The 22,896-nt window shown below is 52.7% G+C and carries 22 protein-coding genes and 1 other RNA gene; 8 read left to right on the forward strand and 15 right to left on the reverse strand.

The window, feature by feature from the left end; genetic code table 11:
• Positions 1-81 precede the first annotated feature (81 nt).
• The 3 genes from WMW72_RS00185 to WMW72_RS00195 all read right to left on the reverse strand — a co-directional run bounded on the left by WMW72_RS00185 (position 82) and on the right by WMW72_RS00195 (position 3,756).
• Entirely contained in the window at positions 82-1,920 is a 1,839-nt protein-coding gene (locus tag WMW72_RS00185) for a CHASE2 domain-containing protein (RefSeq protein ID WP_341413383.1), read from the reverse strand.
• A gap of 139 nt (positions 1,921-2,059) precedes the next feature.
• Positions 2,060-2,293 carry a ferredoxin gene (locus tag WMW72_RS00190; RefSeq protein WP_341413384.1) on the reverse strand — a complete coding sequence of 78 codons (234 nt, stop codon included), beginning with the start codon at positions 2,291-2,293 and terminating at the stop codon, positions 2,060-2,062.
• A 146-nt stretch (positions 2,294-2,439) separates the two neighbouring features.
• Positions 2,440-3,756, reverse strand: a complete 1,317-nt coding sequence (locus tag WMW72_RS00195) for a DNA polymerase IV (RefSeq protein WP_341413385.1) — start codon at positions 3,754-3,756, stop codon at positions 2,440-2,442.
• A gap of 193 nt (positions 3,757-3,949) precedes the next feature.
• Between WMW72_RS00195 and cimA the strand changes: the two genes are divergently transcribed.
• A complete protein-coding gene (cimA, locus tag WMW72_RS00200) occupies positions 3,950-5,569 on the forward strand; it encodes a citramalate synthase (RefSeq protein ID WP_341413386.1) in 1,620 nt (539 codons plus the stop codon).
• Positions 5,570-5,671: 102 nt separating this feature from the next.
• Here cimA and WMW72_RS00205 read toward each other — a convergent pair whose 3' ends face one another.
• Entirely contained in the window at positions 5,672-6,226 is a 555-nt protein-coding gene (locus WMW72_RS00205; protein WP_341413387.1) for a TlpA family protein disulfide reductase, read from the reverse strand.
• Between the two features lie 178 nt (positions 6,227-6,404).
• Here WMW72_RS00205 and WMW72_RS00210 point away from each other — a divergent pair, with 178 nt between their 5' ends.
• Positions 6,405-7,751 (forward strand): MFS transporter, encoded by a 1,347-nt coding sequence (locus WMW72_RS00210; protein WP_341413388.1) that lies wholly within the window; start codon positions 6,405-6,407, stop codon positions 7,749-7,751.
• 63 nt (positions 7,752-7,814) lie between these two features.
• Positions 7,815-8,270 carry a M67 family metallopeptidase gene (locus WMW72_RS00215; protein ID WP_341413389.1) on the forward strand — a complete coding sequence of 152 codons (456 nt, stop codon included), beginning with the start codon at positions 7,815-7,817 and terminating at the stop codon, positions 8,268-8,270.
• Between the two features lie 44 nt (positions 8,271-8,314).
• On the opposite strand, the gene WMW72_RS00220 is transcribed toward WMW72_RS00215, so the two are convergent.
• From WMW72_RS00220 to cyoE, 3 genes are all read right to left on the reverse strand, one after another.
• Positions 8,315-9,049 (reverse strand): exonuclease domain-containing protein, encoded by a 735-nt coding sequence (locus WMW72_RS00220; RefSeq protein ID WP_341413390.1) that lies wholly within the window; start codon positions 9,047-9,049, stop codon positions 8,315-8,317.
• Positions 9,046-10,146, reverse strand: coding sequence for a DUF294 nucleotidyltransferase-like domain-containing protein (locus tag WMW72_RS00225; protein ID WP_341413391.1), 1,101 nt, complete (start codon positions 10,144-10,146; stop codon positions 9,046-9,048). Before WMW72_RS00225 ends, WMW72_RS00220 begins: the two co-directional genes overlap by 4 nt.
• Before the next feature lie 524 nt (positions 10,147-10,670).
• Positions 10,671-11,588, reverse strand: a complete 918-nt coding sequence (gene cyoE, locus WMW72_RS00230) for a heme o synthase (protein WP_341413392.1) — start codon at positions 11,586-11,588, stop codon at positions 10,671-10,673.
• Positions 11,589-11,939: 351 nt separating this feature from the next.
• On the opposite strand from cyoE, the gene WMW72_RS00235 reads away from it, so the two are divergent.
• Together WMW72_RS00235 and WMW72_RS00240 are read left to right on the forward strand one after the other, a co-directional pair.
• Complete coding sequence (locus WMW72_RS00235) at positions 11,940-12,371, forward strand: MerR family transcriptional regulator (RefSeq protein WP_341413393.1); 432 nt, start codon at positions 11,940-11,942, stop codon at positions 12,369-12,371.
• A 39-nt stretch (positions 12,372-12,410) separates the two neighbouring features.
• Positions 12,411-13,097 (forward strand): zinc metallopeptidase, encoded by a 687-nt coding sequence (locus tag WMW72_RS00240; protein WP_341413394.1) that lies wholly within the window; start codon positions 12,411-12,413, stop codon positions 13,095-13,097.
• Between the two features lie 76 nt (positions 13,098-13,173).
• On the opposite strand, the gene WMW72_RS00245 is transcribed toward WMW72_RS00240, so the two are convergent.
• Positions 13,174-14,991 carry an ABC transporter substrate-binding protein gene (locus WMW72_RS00245; RefSeq protein ID WP_341413395.1) on the reverse strand — a complete coding sequence of 606 codons (1,818 nt, stop codon included), beginning with the start codon at positions 14,989-14,991 and terminating at the stop codon, positions 13,174-13,176.
• A 120-nt stretch (positions 14,992-15,111) separates the two neighbouring features.
• Between WMW72_RS00245 and WMW72_RS00250 the strand changes: the two genes are divergently transcribed.
• Entirely contained in the window at positions 15,112-15,255 is a 144-nt protein-coding gene (locus tag WMW72_RS00250) for a hypothetical protein (protein WP_341413396.1), read from the forward strand.
• Positions 15,256-15,287: 32 nt separating this feature from the next.
• On the opposite strand, the gene gltC is transcribed toward WMW72_RS00250, so the two are convergent.
• Entirely contained in the window at positions 15,288-16,193 is a 906-nt protein-coding gene (gene gltC / locus WMW72_RS00255; RefSeq protein WP_341413398.1) for a glutamate biosynthesis transcriptional regulator GltC, read from the reverse strand.
• 129 nt (positions 16,194-16,322) lie between these two features.
• On the opposite strand from gltC, the gene tpx reads away from it, so the two are divergent.
• Complete coding sequence (tpx, locus tag WMW72_RS00260) at positions 16,323-16,826, forward strand: thiol peroxidase (protein WP_341413399.1); 504 nt, start codon at positions 16,323-16,325, stop codon at positions 16,824-16,826.
• A gap of 79 nt (positions 16,827-16,905) precedes the next feature.
• On the opposite strand, the gene WMW72_RS00265 is transcribed toward tpx, so the two are convergent.
• The 6 genes from WMW72_RS00265 to cshA all read right to left on the reverse strand — a co-directional run bounded on the left by WMW72_RS00265 (position 16,906) and on the right by cshA (position 22,056).
• Positions 16,906-17,295 (reverse strand): DUF1499 domain-containing protein, encoded by a 390-nt coding sequence (locus WMW72_RS00265; protein WP_341413400.1) that lies wholly within the window; start codon positions 17,293-17,295, stop codon positions 16,906-16,908.
• Positions 17,296-17,413: 118 nt separating this feature from the next.
• Complete coding sequence (locus tag WMW72_RS00270; protein WP_341413402.1) at positions 17,414-18,349, reverse strand: helix-turn-helix transcriptional regulator; 936 nt, start codon at positions 18,347-18,349, stop codon at positions 17,414-17,416.
• 83 nt (positions 18,350-18,432) lie between these two features.
• Positions 18,433-19,089 (reverse strand): fructose-6-phosphate aldolase, encoded by a 657-nt coding sequence (gene fsa, locus WMW72_RS00275; RefSeq protein WP_341413403.1) that lies wholly within the window; start codon positions 19,087-19,089, stop codon positions 18,433-18,435.
• A gap of 39 nt (positions 19,090-19,128) precedes the next feature.
• A non-coding RNA gene (gene ssrS / locus WMW72_RS00280) (6S RNA) lies at positions 19,129-19,310 on the reverse strand.
• Between the two features lie 78 nt (positions 19,311-19,388).
• The gene (locus tag WMW72_RS00285; RefSeq protein WP_341413404.1) at positions 19,389-20,228 is read right to left on the reverse strand and encodes a YesL family protein; all 840 of its coding nucleotides are present in this window, start codon (positions 20,226-20,228) and stop codon (positions 19,389-19,391) included.
• A 211-nt stretch (positions 20,229-20,439) separates the two neighbouring features.
• Positions 20,440-22,056: a degradosome RNA helicase CshA gene (cshA, locus tag WMW72_RS00290; RefSeq protein ID WP_341413405.1), complete on the reverse strand. Its 1,617-nt coding sequence runs from the start codon at positions 22,054-22,056 to the stop codon at positions 20,440-20,442.
• A gap of 266 nt (positions 22,057-22,322) precedes the next feature.
• Here cshA and WMW72_RS00295 point away from each other — a divergent pair, with 266 nt between their 5' ends.
• Positions 22,323-22,871 (forward strand): DUF4178 domain-containing protein, encoded by a 549-nt coding sequence (locus tag WMW72_RS00295; RefSeq protein WP_341413406.1) that lies wholly within the window; start codon positions 22,323-22,325, stop codon positions 22,869-22,871.
• Positions 22,872-22,896: the final 25 nt, after the last annotated feature.

Here is a 22,896-nt window from a genome sequence, read left to right on the forward strand (position 1 = left end):
TTATTGTAAGACGGCATCAATCAATTAAGCAACGGATATTCATGAAAAAAGTCGAAATTGTATCAACATTCCTATTATTTCCTAGGAAATAGGTCGCTTCTTGGCCTTATCCGATGAAGGTACGCCCTTAATGCCTGTCACCTCGTACAATTTCAATGGAATGCTTTTGCCCTTCATTAGTTTTTCACCTGCATAATTATAATCGAAGTACTCCTTGGTCAGCTCGTAGGTAACCTCCGACACAAGCACCTGATTCGGCTGCGTATTGGACTCAATCCGGGCAGCTGTGTTGACGTTATCGCCGATTGCCGTATAGTCCACCCGCAGATAAGAACCGATATTCCCTACAACGACATCCCCCGTATTGATCCCGATGCCTACAGCGATCGTAACCCCGTATTTCTCCAGCACATCTGCACGCACCTTCTCCATTCCTTTCTGGATTTCGAAGGCCGTTTTGACGGCGTAGTAAGGGTGATGTTCTACATCAAGCGGAGCGTTATACAAAATCATCGCCGCATCCCCGATAAACTTATCGATCGTGCCATGATTCTCAAGGGCGCGCTCGGTAATCAGGTTGAACATCAGATTAAGAAAATCAACGACCTCTTCCGGCTTCAGCCGCTCCGAAAGCGGGGTAAATCCGCGCACGTCGAGAAATAAAATCGTCAGCTCCTTGCTGATTCCTCCCAGTTGGATCTCTTGCTCGCTGTTCGCAATCTCCTTGACCAGATCCGGTGAGATGTACCGCCCGAACTGCTTGGTAATATAATTCTTTTGCTTCGTTTCAAAATAGGTTTTCATCGAGATGTTACCCAAATATGCCAATAATCCGCAGGCTATTGCGTGAATGACATCCATAGAGATCAATGAGGACGAGAAGAGCATATATTGACCTGCAAGCAGCACGATGGTGACGATCAGCATCAGAAGAGCCCCCGAGGTGGCCCTTAAACGCCACGTAACGAGTCCCGAGAGAATCGCGACGACAACAGCCAGTGCCAGCTCCAGCAGCGGATTGGCCCGGGTGATGGATTGATCCTTAAGAATCTGGTTCAAAATATTCGCGTGCGCATACACCAGATGCATATGGTTCTCGATAGGTGTGATGCCTTCATCCGATCCGGGAGCCGTATAGCCGACCAGGACCAACCTATCCTTGAATGTCGATGGCGGCACCTTGCCCTGCAGCACTTGATTGAAGGAAACAGTCTCGAAGTCAAACTCCTTCGCATCCCAGCGGATGATCATCTCCGACTTGGGACGGTCCTTCAATAACGGCAGATTCAGATAACGGTCCACCTTGACCCCGCCAAGCTGTGCCATGGCGAGTCCCAGTGACGGGAACACGCCCTGGGGTGTATCGATCTGCAGCCAGTTGGTGCGTACGACACCGTCCGTCGGATCGAAGGTTGCATTAATATGCGCCCGATTGGCAAAAGGCTTGAACAATGGGATCGGCTCCTGCACCCCGCGCGCCCGAATCAGCTCTCCCGCCGTTACCTTCGTACTGCGGTCGAATTCGTTTTCCACCAGTGCATGGGAAGGCAGAATAATGTTTGTATGCTTGGACAGCTCAGCCGCAAGGGCCTTGTCGCTTTCCGGCTTATCGCTTTCCGTATACAGCTCAATATCGAATCCGATCACCCTGGCTCCGCCCTGTTCCAGCTTAGCGATTAAATCCGCATACACCTTGCGGTCCCAGGGATACGGGCCGACCTCCTTGATCGACTGTTCGTCAATGCCGACGACGATGATATCCTCATGAGGCTCCTGAGACATCGTACCCTGCAGGTTCCAGGTATCGACCTGATTAGACAGCACCTTCAACCAGCCATACGACAATAGTAGTACACAAAGCAGCACAATCAGCGAATTGCCGAGAATCATAACGGTGGATTTGTTTAGTTCCTTCTTCATAGACAGCCCCCAGCGCATTAATCTAACGACTATATCTTACCATAGAAAAAGGAAGACGTGAAGAAATTAACCAAAACCACGAAAAAAACCTACCTTCTCATGGAAGGTAGGTCCTAAGTTGCAAGATCGAACATTTCTATTAATTGAACGGGGAATCGGAAACTTTGATAGAATCCGTCGGGCAGCCGTCCTGTGCATCCTGCAGATCATCGTACAGATCTTCAGGGATTTCCGTTACGCCTTTATTCCCGTCGTTTTCATAAATAACTTCTGCCAAACCTTCATCGTCGTAATCATAGATGTCAGGTGCTGTGGCACCACAGGCGCCACAGGCGATACAGGTATCTTTTTCAACCCAGGTGTATTTAGACATGCTTCATCTTCCTCCTTAGTGAATATACTGCTGTTGTCTTTATTCTAACATATAATATTATAAAAAACGGGAAAGTTCAAATAGAAAGTATTGAGTATTCCGATCTTCCGGGGAGATGGATGGAAGGTTTCATGCCGCGTTAAACCTTAATCTTCCTCTTCATCCAAACCCTTCAGACGCAGATGGTCCATCTGAAGGGAAGTTCCCCTCCGCTTGCTGTTACGGATCAGGGTCGACGGATCGTCGCCAAGCATGCCGGCTGTCAGCACGGCGCCTTCTCCGAATTTGTCCCGCAGCGCATCCAGCGTCCGGTTCAGCTTCTCCTTCACCGGCTGCTGCTGGTAGCTGAACAGGTCCAACTGCACAGCAGCCTCGCTGCGCGGGGACAGACCTTGAAGCGTAATGCCGAGCAGCCGGACAGGCTCCCCTTCCTTCCAATATTGGTCGAAGAGCTTGCAAGCCATCCGGTAGAAGTCATCTGCGCTCTCGGACGGCTCCGGCAGCTTGGCAGCCCGGGTAATCGTCTTCATATCCGGATCACGGACGGTTATGGACACGGTATGTGCCATGAGCTCCTGTCTGCGCAGCCGCCTCCCCACCTGATCGGCTATATTCAACAGGACCCTGTGAAGGTCGGGGCGCCGGGAATAATTGACGGGCAGCGTCGTAGTATGACCGATGGACTTGCTCTGCTCGCGTTCTGGATTAACCGGCGATTCGTCCTCCCCGTGCGCGGCCCGCTTGAGCCAGCTCCCCAGCACGCCGAACTGCTGGATGAGCATCTGTTCATCCGCTCGCGCGAGCTCGCCCAGTGTGCGTATATTGAGACGGGCCAGCTTGTCGGCCGTTTTCTTGCCAATCCCGAACATCATCGCACAAGGACTGGGCCACAGCACGGCAGGCACATCGCGCTTGCGCAGCACGGTGATGCCGTTCGGCTTGCGCATGTCCGACGCGATCTTGGCCAATAGCTTATTAGGAGCCACGCCGATGGAGCAGGGAAGTCCCAGCTCCTCGCGGATGCGCCGCTGAATCGTCTCGGCGATTTCCATCGGTGTTCCTATCGACTTGGAGCCCGTGATATCGACATAGCACTCATCGATAGACATCGTTTCCACGAGCGGTGAATATTCATAAGCGATCTTCATGAATCGTCTGGAAAACTGACGGTACAAATCAAAATCCGGCTGGATCAGTACGAGCTCCGGGCATAGCTTCAGAGCCTGGCTAACCAGCATCCCGGTCTTGACTCCCCGGGCGCGGGCCGTATAGGAGCAGGTGACGACAATGCCCTTGCGCAGCTCGACACTCCCCGCCACAGCGACCGCCTTGCCCTTATACAGCTCAGGCTCTACCGCCTCATGCACGGAGCAATAGAAGGCATTCATATCAATATGAAGAATGACTCTCCCGTTGACCGGATACGCATGCGCAGCCGGCTGTGGGGGGATTTGTTCCGTCATGGCTTGGCCGCTCCTCCCGAGTATTTCCTTTCTTTAGCATAATAAACAGGAGGAAACCGGTCAACTTTGCGATGCAATCCCGGCATGATAGGGAACATTTTTCAACCGACCATACCCTTTGACCGCGTTAATGTGCTATAATCATGAATTATACTTTACCCAAAGACAAGCTACATGAAACAGGAGGATTCCCATGACTCGCACGGTAAAAATATTCGATACGACGCTTCGCGACGGTACGCAAGGGGAAGGCGTCAGCCTGTCTGTTGAAGATAAGCTCAAAATCGCCCAAAAGCTCGACGCGCTGGGAGTTACTTATATAGAAGGCGGATGGCCCGGCAGCAACAATAAGGACATTGAATTTTTTGTCCGCGTCAAGGAGCTGGAGCTCCAGCATGCCAAGGTGACGGCTTTCGGCAGCACCCGGCGCAAGGATTCGCAGGCAGCCCAGGACCCGAACCTGAACCGTATCCTGGAAGTCGGCGTGTCGGTAGCGACGATCTTCGGCAAGTCGTGGGACTTCCACGTACATACGGCGATCCAGACTACCCTGGAGGAAAATCTGGCGATGATCTACGACTCCGTTCATTACTTGAAGCAGAACGGTCTCGAAGTGATCTATGACGCGGAGCATTTCTTCGACGGCTACAAGAACAATCCGGATTATGCGCTCGCCACGATCCGCAAAGCCGAAGAAGCCGGAGCGGACTGGGTCGTACTTTGCGACACGAACGGGGGCACGCTGCCCCATGAAATCACTGAGATCGTCTCCGTCGTACGCCAAAACCTGAAAGCACCTATCGGCATCCATGCTCATAACGACTGTGAGCTCGGTGTTGCCAACAGCCTGGCGGCCGTCATGGCCGGCGCAACTCAGGTTCAAGGGACGATTAATGGATACGGTGAGCGATGTGGAAACGCCAACCTGGTCTCGATTATCCCGAACCTTCAGCTCAAGCTGAAGTATGAGGTCATCAGCGAGGAGCAGATTGCGACGCTGACCAGTGTGGCGCGGTACGTCAGTGAAATTGCGAATATGCATATGCCGGTCAACCAGCCGTACGTAGGAGCCGCAGCATTTGCCCACAAGGGCGGTATCCATGTATCGGCGATCCTCCGGAATTCCAGCACGTATGAGCATCTGAAGCCGGAGCTGGTCGGGAACAAGCAGCGCGTCCTGGTCTCGGAGCTGGCCGGACAGAGCAACCTCGTGTTTAAGGCCCAGGAGATGGGACTCGAATTCGACACCAGCAACCAGCAGACGAAGCAGCTGATCGAGCAGATCAAGGAAATGGAGCATCAAGGCTATCAATTCGAAGGAGCCGACGCGACGCTTGAGCTCTTGATCCGCAACGCTTATGGCCAGCTCGAAGAAATCTTTACGCTGGAATCCTTCAAGATCATGGTTGCCAAGAACTTGAATCAGCCTGTCATCTCGGAGGCGATCGTAAAAATCAAGGTACATGGTGAAACCTGTTATAACGCAGCCGAGGGCAACGGTCCGGTCAATGCTCTCGACAACGCGCTGCGCAAATCCTTGATGGCTTACTATCCGGGCATCCAGAATGTGCACCTGTCCGACTACAAGGTCCGCGTGCTGGACGAGAAGGATGCGACGGCTGGCAAGGTCCGTGTGCTGATCGAATCATCCGACTTCCAGAACAACTGGAGCACCGTCGGCGTATCCGAGAACATCATCGAAGCGAGCTGGCAGGCGCTGGCGGACAGCATCCGGTACGCCTTGCTCAATCAAACCCGTTCAGACAACAAGCCGGAGGAACAGAAGGAACGGCTAGGACTTGTCAACCACTAAGTCCTGCTCCTGCATATAAAGAGCTGCAGCGGCGCGTCAAGCGTCTGCTGCAGCTCTTTTGTCGCTTACAGGCTAGAGCGGCTCCCGGGAACTGCCGGGAGCTTAGGCTTCGCCACCGCCCTCCACCAGCTTCCGGATCTTCATCTCCAGCTCCTCGGGTGGCAGCACATGGATAATCTCCACGAGCCTCCCTTCCTTGTCGATCAGGAAGCTGGTCGGCACGAACAAGATGCGGTAATCATTGGCCGCTCCGCCGGTCGAGTCCAGCAGTACCGGGAATTTCACCCCATACTGGCTGACAAATGACTTCACATCCTTCATCCGGTCTCCTTTGGACACATTGACGGCATACAGGTCAAACTGACTGCCGTACCGTTCGTAAACTGCTTTCAGCGCCGGCACTTCCTCATGGCAGGGACCGCACCAGGAGGCCCAGAAGTTCAGCAGCATCGGCTTGTCACGAGCGCCCCCGATCGTATAATCCTTTCCATCGAGTCCCTTCAAGGATTCGGGAGGAACCGGCATCGTGACAGCAAGCACAGGCTTGGGGGGAGCGGTTGCCGCACGAATGATTTGGTCGGTACGGACCATCTGCCAGACGCCCATCAGCACAAGCGCAAGCGCAGTCAATCCGAATAGCACATTCGTTTTTTTCATGCCATCGGCCCCTTTCGGCTTTTATAGATTTCATGAGGCTGGTCTTATCTGTCAGTATCCCCATTATCCGGCCCATGATTCCATTGGCAAAGGTTGCCTGGCCCCTCTCGCATGATAGAGTTGGCTGCCGGGAACATTAACCCCAACATTCGCTTCTTATGGGGGTTTATCGTCAACTATGGAAAAAACAAAACGAAAGCGGCTCTCCATCACCTTCGAAAGCGATATAGACGAAGACAAACAGCCTACGCATAAGCCCGCACGCAACAGCCCAACGAGCGGCCAAGCGGGCTCAGACAACGCCTCCGGACAATCCACTGGCCAATCCAAAGGTCTGATCTGGGAATTCATCGCCATCGCCTCCGTTCCCCTGGTGCTGGTGCTCGGCAATTCGATGCTTGTCCCTATTTTACCCGATATGCAGGAGCGGCTAGGCATCTCCCAGTTTCAGAGCAGCCTGGTCATCACCCTGTTCTCCGTAACCGCCGGCCTGATCATTCCGATCTCCGGGTATTTATCCGACCGGTTCTCGCGTAAGGCCGTGATTATTCCCTCCCTGATCATCTATGGCGGAGCAGGTGTACTGGCCGGCCTGGGAGCCGTGTGGAACTCTTACACGATCATCATTATCGCCAGAGCCATTCAAGGTCTTGGGGCCGCTGGAACCGCACCGATTGCGATGGCTTTAGCAGGCGATTTATATAACGACGGGACGGAAAGCAAGGCTCTCGGGTTAACGGAAGCTTCCAACGGCTTCGGCAAGGTCGTCAGCCCCATATTCGGATCTCTGCTGGCCTTAATCGTCTGGTATGCGGCATTCTTCGCCTTCCCTGTGTTCTGTCTGCTCTCGCTGCTGGCCGTTCTGTTTCTGCTGAAGGAGCCGGAACGCCAGGGGAAACCGCCCAAGCTCGGCGCCTATATCCGGCAAATCGGCCATATCCTGAAGGAAAAAGGCCGCTGGCTGATCACTTCCTTCTTTGCGGGCTCGGCAGCTCTCTTCGTCCTGTTCGGCGCATTATTTTACCTGTCCGATATCCTGGAGGAAGCCCCTTATAGCATCCAGGGTGTAAGGAAAGGCTTTGTCCTGGCTATCCCGCTGCTGGGTCTGGTCGTCACTTCCTATACCACGGGAGCCAAAATAAAAAAGAACGGTTCGCTGATGCGCCGATTGATCAATATCGGACTCGCAATCATGACCCTCTCTCTCGGTTTGAGTATCTTTCTATTCCAGACCAGCCTGTATGTGTTAATCGGATTGCTGACGGCAAGCAGCATCGGAACAGGCCTGCTGCTTCCATGTCTGAATACGATGATTGCCGGTTCGGTGGAACGCGAGCAGCGCGGAATGATTACGTCCATTTACAGCAGTCTGCGCTTTCTCGGCGTAGCCTTCGGCCCGCCTCTGTTCGGATGGATGATGGATAAATCCCATCAGCTTGTTTTTATAAGCGTCGCTTCGTTGATGGCTGTTGTAATGGTGTTTGTATTCTTCCTCGTCAAGCCCCAGGGAACGCTTGGCGGATAGGCAGGCGGGTACCGTCGGGGTATAATGGTCTTCAGACTTAGGCATTTCGCGGAGGATGGAGCTATGCTAATCGAGGAGAACATAGAAATAACCGCCGTGGCCCTTCAGTTCGTGCTGGATCATTGCAGGAGAGTATGGCCGGAAGAAGGCTGTGGCTTCCTGTTCGGCCGTGAAGACGGCATACGGCGGATATCGAGCTTTATCCCGATCGATAATGTTGCCGCCGAGCCTACCCGTAGCTTCACGATGCATCCGCAGCAAATGATCGGCGCTCTGTATGGCAGAGGGGAGTCAACGGACAGAGACAAGCTTAAACTGCTCGGCATTGTGCATTCCCACCCTTTAGCCCCGCCTATTCCGTCTGCACATGACCTAAGATCCGCCTGGCACACGCTTCCCAGCCAGTGGATCGTATCCCTTGCAAACGACAGTGAACCGCTTGTCCGCGCATACCGTTATGCGGACATAGGAGGAGCTGCCAGACAAGCCGTTCCTCTACATATTCAGGTGATCGGATGACAAATGAAACAATCTTCGGAACGGGAACCCCGATCCGAAGATTGTTAATGACGGCTGAGCTGCATATATAGATCGCCCAAGGTTTGGACATCTCGGTCCTTCGCTTCTCCGAGCAGCCTCGACCATAGTGTGGCCGTCATCCGGGCATCCTCAAGCGCATGATGCCGCTGGGTGACCTCTACTCCATACACGTCCAGCAGAGTATCCAGATCGTAGGATTTCAGCCTTGGATTCAGCCACTTGGCCACCATCATCGTATCCAGCAGCCGGTGGGAAAGATTCACCTTGGAGGTCCGCCACAGCGCCGCATTCAGGAAGTGCTTATCATGCCCTGTCCCATGGGCAACCAGCACCTTCTGCTGGACAAACTCCAGAAAGCCGCGCAGCGCTTGCAGCAGCTCAGGAGCTTGAGACGCCTCGTTGTTGCTGATGCCCGTCAATTCTTCAATCTCCGGAGGAATGGTCCTCCTGGGATTCACGAGGCTGTAGTACGTATCCTCGTTCGCGACCTCCGAACCATTGACCGACACCGCTCCGAATGAGATGATCTCGTCTCCGTTATAGGGCGAGAAGCCCGTAGTCTCCAGGTCGAAGACAACCAGCTCCACCGTATGAAGCGGAATCTCGTACAGTGAGTTTTTACGCTGCTCTTTCATGATCGATCGGATAAAAGCCATTTGCTGCGCACTTTGCATATCGAACATGGACGTAATGGCAGGCGTCAAGCCCCCCATTTTGTACAAGCTCCACATTCTTCCCGGCGGTCTCATGTCCTTCATTCGCTCTCACCTGACCTCTTGCTGTTCTCGATTTCCGTCGTGACGGATTTTTTCACAAATTTCTGGAGCTCCCCGGCGATGCGCAGGCACATCTTGAGCTCGCTCGTCCGGCTTCTGGTGAGCAGCTCAGGCGTTAGCATCCCCCGGGATGTATACTGACCATCCTCGATCTGGAAGGGCGTCGTCGAACGCAGCCTCAGGGCGATGGACAACGCATCCAGCCAGTCATGTCCGATATCCTCTGGGACATGTCCCCCAACCATCAGGGAGCGGATTCTACCCTCTGTCGAGGTCGCCCGGATACCAGCCTCCAGCGCGAGTAACCGGACACCGTTCACAATCGGGATATAAGCCCCGTACTTCACATCGACACCACCGGCATCCTCCCCGTATCGCTCCTTGATCAATTGCCCGAAAATACCGATGGACACCTTATGATGCAGCGTGTTCTGCTGCATATGACCATACATCGCAGGATGCTTCTGCACGTAGCTCAGCAAATTCCCCATAAGGCGATCTGCGAGATAGCGCTCTCCATGGATGCAGCGGAGGTCCGCAACGATCAATAAGTAACGGACATTTTCCCAATCCGGGTTCTGCAGCCAGCCGTTCACCATCTGCATATAGCTTGACAACGGTCGTCTCCACTTCTCATTCGTACACAGCACGCCGCCGCTGCATAGCGGGTACCCGACCAGCTCAAGATTGGCGGAAACTCGTCCAGCCAGCGTCTCGAAGAATAATTCGGCCCGTAAACGGAGTTCTTCATCCGGAGCATCCTCATACACCAGTCCGCTGTCCTGATCGCTCCATAAGGTTTGCTCCATACGGCCGCCGCTGCCGAACAGCAGGAATGCGTAAGGAATAGGAACCTGCTCGTTCCTCTCCTCACAGACCATGCACTCGGTCATGGCAATCGTCCGGCCGATCACCAAATCATGAAACCGATTGACCTCGCCATTCCATTCAAAGGGCGGATTCGTGGGCAGATGCCGCAGAAACATCTCATGGGCGCGTTCGCGCAGCGACCGCAATTCACGGAAATCCCGGGCCTCTGTTGCCTCTTGGATCATGCTGACCCATGCTTGACGTTCCATACCTGTTCTCCTTCCTTATACAGCCCCGGGAGTCTGCAGCTATAGTTACACGGAATGTGTCTGTCCGCCGCTTGCCGCTTTCTTCAACTGCTCGGGGAAGTCCAGTCCGACAATCTCTTCTTCCGTAACCCTCAGTTCGATCGTTGCTTTGATCACAAGAATAACTGCGGCGTAAAAACACACCTAATCGATCGCTGCCGCGAGCTGAGCCGATGTATTCTCATCCGCAGCAAACGCCATCGCAGAGGGCATGGCAACCGTCAACAGACCTACCGAATAGAAGAGCCTCTTCATCACATCGCCCCCCCTTTGATTTTATGTTATATTAAATAACATTTAGTGGTATGATTAATATCATTATATGCAGCAAAATCAAATTATGCAACGGATTTTTTCGGCCATCATCCAAGAAATACGAAGGATAATCTAACATTAACATTTGATTATTCGGGTTCCTCACATAACAAAAACCCTGACTATTCTGTGTGCCGGCACAGAGTAATCAGGGTAAGGAAATATCGCATTTACAATTTGAAAATAATGCCCATGAGCGAATAGATAATGACCGTTGAAAATAAGATGGTCATATGAATAAGCGAAAAAATGAACATCGATTTCGCCCATTTCTCCGAGTCCATTTTCTTGGACCCGTACACGCTCAAGACAAGCCATGCGACATTCAGCAACAATGCCACCAGCATAAGCCCTAAGCTGAGCGGCCCGAACAAGAAGCTTGTGGCAACGAGAATAACCAGATAAATATTGGTCTGCGTGTAGGTTCTTTGCATGCCTTTAACTACCGGAAGCATGGGAACATGGGCCGCCTTGTACTCATCATGCTTGCGAATGGCGATCGCATAAAAGTGAGGCATCTGCCAGATCACCTGGATAATAAAAAGACCTAGAATAGCAGGATGCGCAAGGTCCGGATGCATGGCAGCCCAACCGATGAGCGGCGGCATCGCACCGGAGATGCTTCCCACCTCCGTATTATAGATCGTTCTTCGCTTGGTCCACATGGTATAGGGAACCACATAGAAAAACAAGCCCAGAAAGCCCAGCAGTGCCGCTAGCGGAGTGGCCAAAGCCAAGAACCCCAAGCCGAGCACCGTCATCACAGCGCCAAGCGCGAGCACCGTATTCGGTTTAATTTCACCAGTTACCGTCGGTCTGGTTTTGGTCCTTGTCATGACGGCATCAATATCCCGGTCGTACCAGTTATTAAAGGAGCCGGCTGCTCCAATAACCAGAATCGTACCGATTAAAGTAAAAACAATATCCGGAAACTTTTCAATAAGATCCAGATGATACGTGTACAGGGCGAGTGTCAGTCCGGCAAACATCGGAATCAGGTTGGATTTGATGATCCCGACTTTAACCGTTTGGGACAAAATTTGTGACAATTTCCGTTTCGGTGCTGCTAGCTGCTCTTCCTTATACATGACTGCCTTTTTATTCCCCTTTTGGTTTCATTCTGCAATGCTATACGACTAAAACATTTATATGATCATAATGGTATGGCAATTTCGGCATGGTTGTCAAGAAAAGCACCTGTCGCCCCAACACTCGGCTTTCCAACCCGGTACAGTCTAGACTCATCACCCCTGGGCCTGGCAGCTCCTGAACGCCCTATCAGGCACGTGAGAGAGCATACCAACCTATAGTTCTGCCCTGCATGCTGAAAGCTTATTCCACCCGTAATCGTCATTCCCCGTCTCGAAAAGCATAACGTTTGACTGTACGGTTTGGAATGAGTATCATTAATAGAAAAAGAGGTGAGCGAACATGGGGATATGAAGCTATACAGAATCGGTGAGCTGGCTCGCTTATCCGAGATAAGCCTTAGGACCATCGACTACTACACCAAGCTCGGACTCATTCAGCCTGAATCCCGGTCCGATACCAACTACCGATTATACAGCGATGAAACCTTAATGAGGCTCAAACGTATTGAAACGATGAAGCGTGAGAAATATAGCCTGGAAGAGATTAAGGCGGATCTTACTCACTGGAATAAGGTCAGCCGGGATGAGCTTGTGACAGATAAGCTCACATCCTTGCAGTTCAAGCTCAAGCAACTCGAGAAAGAAGTTCGCGAGGTTGGTCCGCTGGTCGAGAAGCTCAAGCCCACACAGCTCAAAAATCTGCATCAGAAGCTAACACCTTCCGCCGCGGCCTGCATCGAAGCTCTTCTACTGCTCATGGGCAAGGGTCCTCTATCCTGACTATGCTTTTCACTTATTACACATACGGAGGAATGAAATATGTTTTTTCACCCGATGGATTTTCTCATCATCATTGCGTTTGCCCTTTCCTTATGGGCCCAGTTCAGGGTCAAGGGGACCTTCAACAAGTGGTCCGAGGTTCCTATCCACTCCGGCATGACCGGCTACGAAGCCGCCCGTCGGATGCTCGATGCCAATGGACTGCATGATGTACCGGTTGAGCCTGTGCCAGGCGCCCTGACAGACCACTACGATCCGATGGCCCGTGCGGTCAGACTGTCAGAGCCTGTATACTACGAGAACTCGATCTCGGCTGTATCCGTAGCCTGTCACGAAGTCGGCCATGCCATTCAGCATAAGGTTCATTACCCGATGCTCGTCATGCGCCACCGGATGTTCCCGGTCGTGAATTTCACATCCGGCGTAGCTCCACTGCTGATTTTGGCCGGACTGTTCTTCCAGCAGTTCAACTTCCTGCTTGGCTTGGGCATCATTTTCTTCTCAGCTGCCGTAGCCTTCCAACTAGTCACGCTGCCCGTCGAATTCAATGCGAGCAACCGCGCACGCGACTTGATGGTAGCCGAAGGGTTTATCACCAATGACGAGGAACGCGGAGTCGCCAAGGTTCTCAATGCAGCTGCCTTGACTTATGTGGCCGCAGCCTTGATCTCCTTGCTGGAGCTGATCAAGTACATCATGATCTTCAACAACCGGAACAACGATTAATCCTGCATTCGATAGCCAGGCCGCCAGGTTCATCATGAACCCGGCGGCTTTTTTCAACTTGATGCCTGCGCGATGCCTAGAGGGCGGGCGGTCCTGCCGGCTCTAACCACAGATCGTGAAATTGCGGCCAGCCCATCGCACCAAGCGATACATTGCGCAGCGAAGGGTGATATACCGTGCGCTGCGTGTGATGGAGCAAAAACAAGATATACCCCTGCTCGGCAATCAACTCTCTCAGCCGGTACACATACGCTTCCCGCGTCACCCTTGAGCTTTCTTGATATAAGCGTTCGATCAGCCAATCGGCCTGGCGCTTGAATTCTTGGCCCAGATGAATATGAACGGCGCTATTCTCGGCCAGGAAGAGCTGCAGCACCGACATCTCCGGCTCCTGCTCCAGCACATTGCAGTTATAGGCCAGCTGCGAGCGGGCCAGCACATCCTCATAATCAGATTTGCTGCTCATTCGGGCCACATATTCAATGACAACGCCGAGCTCCGCCCATTGGCTGCGAATCTCCTCGATTTCATCCGTACAGTTCACAGGAACGCACATCGTTAGAGCTTCCCCGGCATAACCGCTTTCCCGGAGAAGCTGCCCCGCTAGGATCGGATCGTATTGCACATCCGTATCGCTGCGCGGACCTGGCGGCTCATAGAACCAGGAGGAGAAGCGGGTATCCCCCTGCATCCCCGGCGAGATCAGTCTCCTGCGGTCAGTGCCGTACAAAAGCGCTTTACGGAAGGCAGGATGATGCTGCGGACCCGGCATATTCAGATTGAAGGTGATGAAGCTGCTGTCCCGTCCCTCCAGCTTGATGGTCTTCCAATTCTCTGGAATTTGCAGATCCGGCGAATTTTGATAGCGCAGCTGGACCATCACCGCCCCCGGCATCCCGCCTTCGAAGCTCAAGTCACGCGTGTACCAGATCTCGACCCGATCCAGATGCGCCCGCTTGTCGAAATAACGGCCGAACGCCTCCAGAACGAGCATATTGCCGTCATGTCGGCTGACCTTGAACGGACCGGTCCCCACGGGCTTGCTCCCGAAATCCTCGCCCAGCTCCAGCACCACATCGCGCGGAACGATGGAAGCGCGATCGAAGCTGAGATGATTGAGAAACAGCGGGTTCGCTCGCTTGAGGAGAAACCTGACCGCATAGGGCCCCAGCGTCTCAACCTGCTCCACATCCTCAAACAGCCAGCGGAAAGGCGATTTCAGCTGGTCGCTTCTCATTCGCTCGACCGTAAACCTGACATCGTCCGAGGTCAGCTCCCGTCCGTGGTGAAAATACACGCCCTTGCGCAAATAAAAGGTCCATTCCCGGGCCGTATCGCTGCTGGTCCAGAAATGGGCGATATGCCCGTCAAAGGAGCGGGTTTGTTCATTATATTTGACCAGTCCATCAAAAATCTGCTGCACCATATGACATTCCACGACGAAGGTCAGCAGGGAAGGGTCCATGCAATCGATCGGTTTATTGCACGGAAGCCGCAAAATATCGAGCGTCCGCTCGTCCGTTGTCTCTGGATGAAAGCCAAACTGGGTTCCCAGCCAGCTAACAAACCGCTCCTTCGCCAACGCGACATGCTTCTGCTCCTCCAGGTAGGCGTAGGCTCCCTGAATATCCCCCCGGCGGACAAGGAGCTGCGCCCCCTCCAGCACGACCTGCTCGCTCGGCATGAGAAAGACCAGCCGCGACCGGTTTCCCCGCCCTCTTCCCGCGATCCAGCGAATCCATCCCGCTTCGCTCATCTTGCGCAGCACCAGGTTCACATTGCGGCCCGAGCAGTTGAAGATTCGGCCAAGCTCCTCCAACGTTATCTCCAGCTCTTCCTCTTCTGCGACAGCCGGATACTGCTTACGAACGCTTAGATAATAATAGTCGATCATAGACCCCTCCGGATAAAAGGTGAAGGAAATAAACTTTATGCTACACTTTTTATTCACCTTTAACAAGCTATAATCGGGAATAGAGACGAATCGCCAAACCGATCGGGGAGAGTGGATCCTATGATGAACCTGTTTGAATTGGAAATGCAGATGAAAGAACAGCAAGAGACGCTGCGCAAACAAGCCAGAGGCCTGGCGCTATCCGGCATCCCATTGATGGACTGGCTGCTCGGAATGACCGGGCTCTTCGGCCTGGTGTTATAAATACATGATGCACAGCCTGAATATGCCGCTCTCTAGGACTCCTTCTTTTCATCCACACGGAAAAACTCCAGCAGAAACTTACGGAAGCCCTCGGCGACCAGCGGCAGCTTGTCGCCTGAGCGCTGGATTAGTCCTACACTGCGCGTTACCCGGGGGTCTGTCACTTTGACCTTCATCGGCTGCAGCTGGCTGATCTCCGTTAGTGCCATCTCCGGCAGCAGACTCACCCCCATACCCGCAGCAACCAGCCCGCGGATCGTATCGGTCTCCTCGCCCTCAAAGCCGATATGAGGATTGAATCCGGCTTCGGTGCAAGCTTCCAGTACAATATTTCTTAGCGAATATTCCTCGCTGAACATGACGAATGATTCGTCCCTCAGCTGCTCCAGCCGGATACCTTCTTGACCCGCCAGCGCATGCCCCGGAGGCAAGATCGCATACAGCTCCTCCTGCAGCAGCAGCTCTCCGCTGACGTGAGAATGTTTCTCAGGAAAAGGCGAAATGAACGAAAGATCGATTTCACCTTTCATCACATCCCGGATCAGGCTGTTAAAGGTCCCCTGTCGCAGCTTGAACTTCACCTTCGGATGGGACTCGCGGAAGCGGGCCACCACCGTTGGCAGCAGATAGATGCCGAGGCTGTGAGGAAAACCGATCCGGATCTCCCCCTGCTCCGGGTCCATAAATTCATGAACCTCGCTGACCGCACGCTCCAGATCAGTCAATATGCCTTCTACCCGGCACAGAAACAGCTTGCCTACCGACGTCAGCTGAAGATTTCGCCCTTTCTGCACGAACAGCTGGACACCCAGCTCTTCCTCCAGCTGATGAATCTGCCGGCTGACAGCCGACTGTGCGACATGCAATTCCTCAGCAGCCTGTGTTACATGCTGCTTGCGTGCCACCTTGACAAAATACTGCAATTGTCTGAATTCCACGAAACATCCTGCCTCCTGTACCTCATCAGCCAAAACACTCTTATTGGACAAGGTCTCCTCTAAAAGCTTATAATAATACTCGGTGAAATACCAATCATTCTCAAGATGCTAAAGGAGGCCCATCTACACATGGCACAAGCTACCCTGAAAGGCAACCCGATCACGCTTGTCGGCCCGACGCTGAAAGCCGGGGACAAAGCACCTGATTTCACGGTAAACAAGAACCTTCTCGAAACCGCATCCCTTTCCGATTATGCGGGCAAAGTGAAGCTCATCAGTGTAGTACCTTCTCTGGATACAGGCGTTTGCGATGCGCAAACTCGCCGTTTCAATGAAGAAGCCGCTAAACTGGGAGATAACGTTGTTATCTTGACGATCAGCAACGATCTGCCATTCGCTCAATCCCGCTGGTGTGGAGCTGCCGGTATCGACAAAGTCATCACTTTGTCGGACTACAAAAACCACTCCTTCGGCAAAAACTATGGCGTGCTGATCCAAGAACTCCACTTGCTGATGCGTTCCATCTTCGTCATCGACGCGGATGATAACATCCAGTACGTTGAGTACCTCAGCGAAATGACAGATCACCCGAACTACGAAGCAGCCGTAGAAGCTGTGAAGAAGCTCGTTTAATCCAGGTCTCGCAAATAAAAACAGCGTGGAGGTCCCACGCTGTTTTTATTTGTATATCGTGTAAGCGCAGCCGTGCCGGTCAGTCGTTGGTCTTGTAAGCAGCCAGCTTCTTATCGATGTGCTTGAATATATCAAGAATGGTGCGGTAGTTAGACCCCAGATCACCCAGCGACCCCCGAGAAGCCGAGTAAATATCAATGGCCGTCTTGAGCGGATTGATGCCGAATAGCGTCACCGTGATGTCCTGTGTACGGCCGGTGATCGTCCTCTTCTCCAATACGATCTCACCGACGTTGCGAACTTCGTGCAGCAGCTTGTACCCGTTCAGTTTCTTAAACATGTTGATCACTTCATCCCAAGCCTGATCCTTGGACATTTTATAGTAACGGGTCTTCAGCAGCGGATCCTTGGCTTTCTCTCCCGTCGTTTCATGGCTGCGGATCAGACCGATTAAGGTTCGCTGTAGCAACACATTCCCTCCCATACGAAGTTCCTTATCTATTCCGGTATACACTATTCTTTATCATATCACTGTTTAGAAGGAAGAGAAAGAGCAAATGCATGTTTTATGCAAAAAGTGTCAAATTTCATGTCTGATAGAGCCTGCAGATCCGTTCCGCCTTCTCTCTTAACGCTAGAATCAGCTCCTTAGGCTCCAATACCTCGACATCGTCTGCCAAATTAAACAGCACACCGAGCAGCCAACTCGTACGGAGCTGTTCTTTTTTCAGAAGCAGCATACCTTCCTGCACAGAGCTGATGCCACCCGTTCCGAATAATTCCTCGACCCGCTGACGCTGGGCCACTGAAAAGCGAAGCACCAGCGGAAAGGTCTCCCCAGTCCTCCCATTCCAGCGGGCATTCAGCTCTTCCAGCGTGATCCCGCGCCGGTCAAACACTTCACTCTCGATCCTGGAATCCTTGATCCGGTTCAGCTTGAAGGTCCGATAGTCCTGCCGCAGCCTGCAGAATGCATACAAATACCAGGCATAATTTTTCCAGGCGACCCCGATAGGCTCAACGCTCCGCAGACCGGCCTGCCCGCCTGCATCCGTGTAGGCAAAGGTGACGAGGCTTCGGCTTATGGCAGCCTGACGAAGCTCGGATAACAGCTCCTTCTCCTCCTGGCCCCCGCGCCAGAGATCGGTATCGATCAGAAGCGTCTCGCCCGGCCCTTCCGCTCTATTTCGTTCAGACCTGGCTACCAGCGCCCCTACCTTGGCCAGCAGTCGGTCGGTCTCCCGATCATCCAGCGAGGCCTGGAACCCCTTCAGAGCCGTTAGAATGGATCTGAGCTCATCGAGCGTCACCATCTGACGGTCGATATGGTATTGCTCCATAATTTCATAGCCGCCGTCGGCGCCAGCGAAAGAGGCAATCGGGATTCCAGCCGCATTGATCGCCTCCAGATCCCGATAGATCGTTCGAAGCGACACCTCAAACCGCTCGGCCAGCTCTTGGCCGCTCATTCTCTTGCGGCTGAGCAGCAGCATGGTGATTGCCAGCAACCGGTGAAGCTTCACAGCGTAATCCTCCCTTATCCTTCAAAAAAAGCCGCATCGATCGCCGATGCGGCCCTAACAGCTTTACGCTGATTGTCTCTATGCTAAAATACGGATTGCTCCGCGCCTTCCCAGTCCTTCAGGAAGCGCTCGATCCCTGTATCGGTCAGCGGATGACGAACCATCTGCTGAATCACCTTGTAAGGCACTGTGGCGATATGCGCCCCCAGCAGCGCCGCATCGATCACATGAGTCGTCGTTCTAACGCTCGCGGTGATGATTTCCGACGAAATGCTGTGCACCCGGAAAATTTCGCTGATTTCCTTAATCAGATTGATCCCGACCTGATTGATATCGTCAAGTCGTCCCACGAAAGGCGATACATATGTCGCGCCGGCACGAGCAGCCAACAAAGCCTGCGTCGAGCTGAAAATAAGCGTAACGTTCGTCTTGATCCCTTGAGCGGTGAACTGCTTGGTCGCTTTCAGTCCGTCTTCGGTCATCGGCACCTTCACGACGATGCTTTCTCCCAGGGCTGCAAGCTTCTTGCCCTGCTCGATCATCTCTTCGGCCTTCAGGCTGATCACTTCCGCGCTGATCGGCAAATTGCCGACAATCGAACCGATTTCTTTCACTGTTTCAAAAAAGTCTCTTCCCTCTTTGGCGATCAAGGAAGGATTAGTCGTGACGCCTGCAATAACACCGAGCTCATGCGCTTTGCGAATCTCTTCCACATTGGCCGTATCGATGAACAGCTTCATCTCGTACATCCCTTCTATGTATCTTCAGTTTTGGGCACAAAAAAACCCGCATATGCCGTCCGGTTCCGTGTCTCGAACCTGCCTAGGCAGGTGGGTGTCCGCAGAATCGGTTTTGAAGTCCCTTTTCGAGGGCATGTCAGCCGCGATTCAATGTAGGTCTCCCGAGAAACAGTCATTGGTTCAAAACAACGTTAAAACCGAGACGCACATCGCAGGATTTTGTTGTAGACTTATTATAGACCAATCCAACACGAAAGTAAACCTGAGCCCCAAAGCTCTGTGGAAGATGCCAGAAACTACTATTTATTATCCCTTTTGTCCTCATCGGAGCGGGAAGTGTACTCAGGCAGCTCGTCGCGCTTCTGCACTTCAGAAGCAAGCGCAGACTCATGCTCGGCGAGTTCATCCGTCTCTCCGTCCGCTTCATCCTTGGCCAGCAGCGCCTGCTGCTTATCCTGGAGCTTGCCGAAGATCTGATTGAAGTGCCAGAATGAGACAACCGCTATTAGGCTTCCCATAAAGAACGGGATCAGGAAGGTAAATTTTACAAAGCTCACATACAGAATAACACCGTTCAGAATAATCATCGATAACGAACGGATCGGGCTGCCGATCGTGATCAGAACGGAATTCTTGATGATCTGCCAAATTTTCATATGCAGATGCGTCAAGATGGAGAAAAAATGAAACATCGAAATGATCAGCATGATCGAGATGGATAGGACCAGAAACCTTAAGAGTCCAAACAAGCCCTCTTGGTTGCCGTAATACTTGAAGTTAGCGACCAGAATCGCCCCAAACAGCAAATAAACAAGTCCACCGAGCATCGCCTGTACATAGTTGGATTTATATCCCCGGAAGAAAGTTTTGAACAGCGGTACATCCCCGTCCCCTGTCACCCACTTACGGGCTACGCTGAACATTGCAGCCGTAGCAGGGAACAATGTAAACGGCGCCAAAACTCCCATCAGCAAGAATGCGAAATAAATATCCCCTTCTCCTGACCCCGGCACAAACATCGGAAGTGCAGCAAGAAAGAAAGGAATGGAGCAAATCGCCCATAACACATTAATCACGGATAAACGCATGATCCACTCGGATATCCGGTAAAACCCACCCATGACTCCTCTAAATTCCAACAATGACGCCTCCTTCTATGTCCATCCCTTATTATAGCCTATTTCATGCTTTTCAGGTAGCCGTCTAAGCGGTTCTGGGCGGCACAACATACCTTATTTTATCACCCTGCCACTTTGCGGTCAAAACAAGTCCTCCGGGGACAGGCCGATGGGCGTACAAGTAAAAAAACAAGCCCGCCTAGGCGGGCTTGTTATTCATTTGATTCTATAATCAGACAAGCGTCTCTTCGTTAGAACGGCTTGCCGGACGGGATTGGCCTCCACGATTTTCGCCGCCGCCGCTGCGTCCTTCATAGCGGGAAGAATCGGAACGTCCACGGTAGTCGCGGTTGTCACGGTATCCGCCGCCTTGACGTCCGCCATCACGACGATTGCCGCCACGGTCTCCGCCGGTGCTGCTGCTGCCGCCGTAAGGACGGTCGTTGCGGCGTGCGCCGCCTGCCGTACCATAGGAGCCGGATGGTCTGCGGCCGTTGGAACGTACGTCCGGACGGCGCTTCTTGGCACGGATCGGATCTTCCGGAGTCAAGTCGATCTCGACTTCCTTCTTGTCTCCGCCTGTCAGCAGCTTGAGAGCTGCAGCAATCAGATGTACGGAGTCATGCTGCTCCAGCAAGGAGATCGCCAAACCCTTGTACTCATTGTGCTCTTCCTTCTCCAGTACTTCCAGCACGCGCTCAGCCGTCAGCTTTTGCTTGCCTTCGATGGCTTCAGCCAGGCTCGGCATAGGCTTACGAGTGATGCGGTGACGCGTAATTTTCTCGATGAAATGCAGGTGGTCGATTTCACGCGGCGTTACGAAGGAGTATGCCACGCCTTCTTTACCTGCGCGTCCTGTACGGCCAATCCGGTGAACGTAGCTTTCCGGATCCTGCGGAAGGTCAAAGTTGATAACGTGAGTAACGCCGGATACGTCCAAACCGCGCGCTGCTACGTCCGTTGCTACCAATACCTCGATGCTGCCGTCACGGAACTTACGCATCACGTTGTCACGCTGATTTTGGGAGAGGTCGCCGTGCAGGCCTTCAGCCGAATATCCGCGCTTCTGCAGAGCTTCGGACAGCTCATCGACGCGACGCTTCGTGCGTCCGAAGATGATAGCCAGATCCGGGGACTCCATGTCGATCAGGCGGCAAAGCGCTTCGAACTTCTGACGCTCATGCAGCTCGATGTAAGCTTGCTCGATCAGAGGAGCACTAACTTGCTTAGGAATGACCGACACATGCTCCGGATTGTTCAGGAACTGCTGAGCCAATCTCTGGATATTAACAGGCATCGTAGCGGAGAACAGCATCGTCTGACGATCATCCGGTACAAGGCGCAGGATCGATTGGATATCTTCCATGAAGCCCATGTCCAACATTTCATCCGCTTCGTCGAGGATAACGGTCTGCACGTCATCCAGCTTGATCGTTTTGCGGTTGATGTGGTCCAGCAGGCGTCCTGGCGTACCAATGATGATCTGCGGCTTCCTGCGGAGACCGCGGATTTGCTTCACGATATCTTGACCGCCGTAGATCGGCAGGGAACGGATGCCTTTGAAGCGGCCGAGCTTCTCGATCTCTTCGGCAACCTGGATAGCCAGCTCGCGCGTAGGACACATGATCAAAGCGACGATGCGCTCTTCCTTAATGTCGATTTTGTTGATCAGCGGAATTCCGAAAGCTGCAGTTTTCCCTGTTCCTGTCTGTGCCTGACCGATCAAATCGCGGCCCTCCATGGCTACAGGGATGGCTTTGTCCTGAATCGGCGTTGATTCCTCAAAACCCATCTCTGTAATGGCGCGCAATACTTTCGGTTCCAAACCAAATTCACTAAACGTTTTCAAATGATTTCATTCTCCTTTGTACTATGGGGTTCTCGATTTATATATACCCTTAAGTGCGACTCCTATCTTTTCTTAGTTAATCTCTTCATGAGAAACACTTCTCAAGCTGTGTCAATAATGAACAGTCAAGGCCGTACTTAAGAATATCTTTAGTATTATACCACAGCCCGAGACTATATTCCAGACGAGTTGAAAATGAAACCCACAATTACTGAGCATCGTATATAATACATATACTCAGCATCGTAAAAAAGGAGCGACAGCATATGTCCGTTTGGAAAAGAGTCGGGGACATTCTGAAGAGCAATAAAGAGGTGCCTGTAACCAAGGAGTCCAACCCGCTGGAGGATACGAAGATAGGCGACATTGTGAATGTTGACTTGGAGGAGTACATGGTAACCGGCAAGGTGGTATACTATGACCAAGGGTATGCCCCGCACCGTTTTGCATATTATTTACAGAACGGCAAGCACATCTCATGTCTGCTTGTAGAGAAAGGCCGCACCTACGAGTGCTTCATCTGCGAATTCGTCGAAGGCTCACTGGACGATCCCAGCGATGTACCAACTATGATCGATATCGGGTCCGACATTACCTACAGGCTGGAGCATAATCGCACCGACAGAGTCAGAGTCGAAGGGCAGACCGATTTCAGATCCGGTGACGAGTTGTTGATCTGGCGCTACCTGGGCGGCGGCGACAAGTATTTCTTCCTTCAATGGCAGGACGGCAAGTATGTCGCGCTTGAGGGCACACTAACACCGGCCGGCTTGATCAAGTTTCTCAGCGCATCAGGAGGTCCTTCTCCCGTTTAACTTCCACAACCCGACAGCAATGACA

Source organism: Paenibacillus filicis (assembly GCF_038070315.1).
In the GTDB taxonomy this organism is placed as follows: domain Bacteria; phylum Bacillota; class Bacilli; order Paenibacillales; family NBRC-103111; genus Paenibacillus_G; species Paenibacillus_G filicis.

Bases quoted from the DNA above. Each gene is read 5' to 3' on its own strand.
- WMW72_RS00190 (WP_341413384.1), bottom strand. From the start codon at position 2,293: ATGTCTAAATACACCTGGGTTGAAAAAGATACCTGTATCGCCTGTGGC.
- cimA (WP_341413386.1), top strand. From the start codon at position 3,950: ATGACTCGCACGGTAAAAATATTCGATACGACGCTTCGCGACGGTACG.
- fsa (WP_341413403.1), bottom strand. From the start codon at position 19,089: ATGAAGCTGTTCATCGATACGGCCAATGTGGAAGAGATTCGCAAAGCG.
- WMW72_RS00235 (WP_341413393.1), top strand. From the start codon at position 11,940: ATGAAGCTATACAGAATCGGTGAGCTGGCTCGCTTATCCGAGATAAGC.
- WMW72_RS00215 (WP_341413389.1), top strand. From the start codon at position 7,815: ATGCTAATCGAGGAGAACATAGAAATAACCGCCGTGGCCCTTCAGTTC.
- WMW72_RS00210 (WP_341413388.1), top strand. From the start codon at position 6,405: ATGGAAAAAACAAAACGAAAGCGGCTCTCCATCACCTTCGAAAGCGAT.
- WMW72_RS00250 (WP_341413396.1), top strand. From the start codon at position 15,112: ATGATGAACCTGTTTGAATTGGAAATGCAGATGAAAGAACAGCAAGAG.
- WMW72_RS00225 (WP_341413391.1), bottom strand. From the start codon at position 10,146: ATGGAACGTCAAGCATGGGTCAGCATGATCCAAGAGGCAACAGAGGCC.
- WMW72_RS00195 (WP_341413385.1), bottom strand. From the start codon at position 3,756: ATGACGGAACAAATCCCCCCACAGCCGGCTGCGCATGCGTATCCGGTC.
- tpx (WP_341413399.1), top strand. From the start codon at position 16,323: ATGGCACAAGCTACCCTGAAAGGCAACCCGATCACGCTTGTCGGCCCG.
- WMW72_RS00245 (WP_341413395.1), bottom strand. From the start codon at position 14,991: ATGATCGACTATTATTATCTAAGCGTTCGTAAGCAGTATCCGGCTGTC.
- WMW72_RS00220 (WP_341413390.1), bottom strand. From the start codon at position 9,049: ATGAAGGACATGAGACCGCCGGGAAGAATGTGGAGCTTGTACAAAATG.
- WMW72_RS00240 (WP_341413394.1), top strand. From the start codon at position 12,411: ATGTTTTTTCACCCGATGGATTTTCTCATCATCATTGCGTTTGCCCTT.
- cyoE (WP_341413392.1), bottom strand. From the start codon at position 11,588: ATGTATAAGGAAGAGCAGCTAGCAGCACCGAAACGGAAATTGTCACAA.
- WMW72_RS00295 (WP_341413406.1), top strand. From the start codon at position 22,323: ATGTCCGTTTGGAAAAGAGTCGGGGACATTCTGAAGAGCAATAAAGAG.
- WMW72_RS00185 (WP_341413383.1), bottom strand. From the start codon at position 1,920: ATGAAGAAGGAACTAAACAAATCCACCGTTATGATTCTCGGCAATTCG.
- WMW72_RS00205 (WP_341413387.1), bottom strand. From the start codon at position 6,226: ATGAAAAAAACGAATGTGCTATTCGGATTGACTGCGCTTGCGCTTGTG.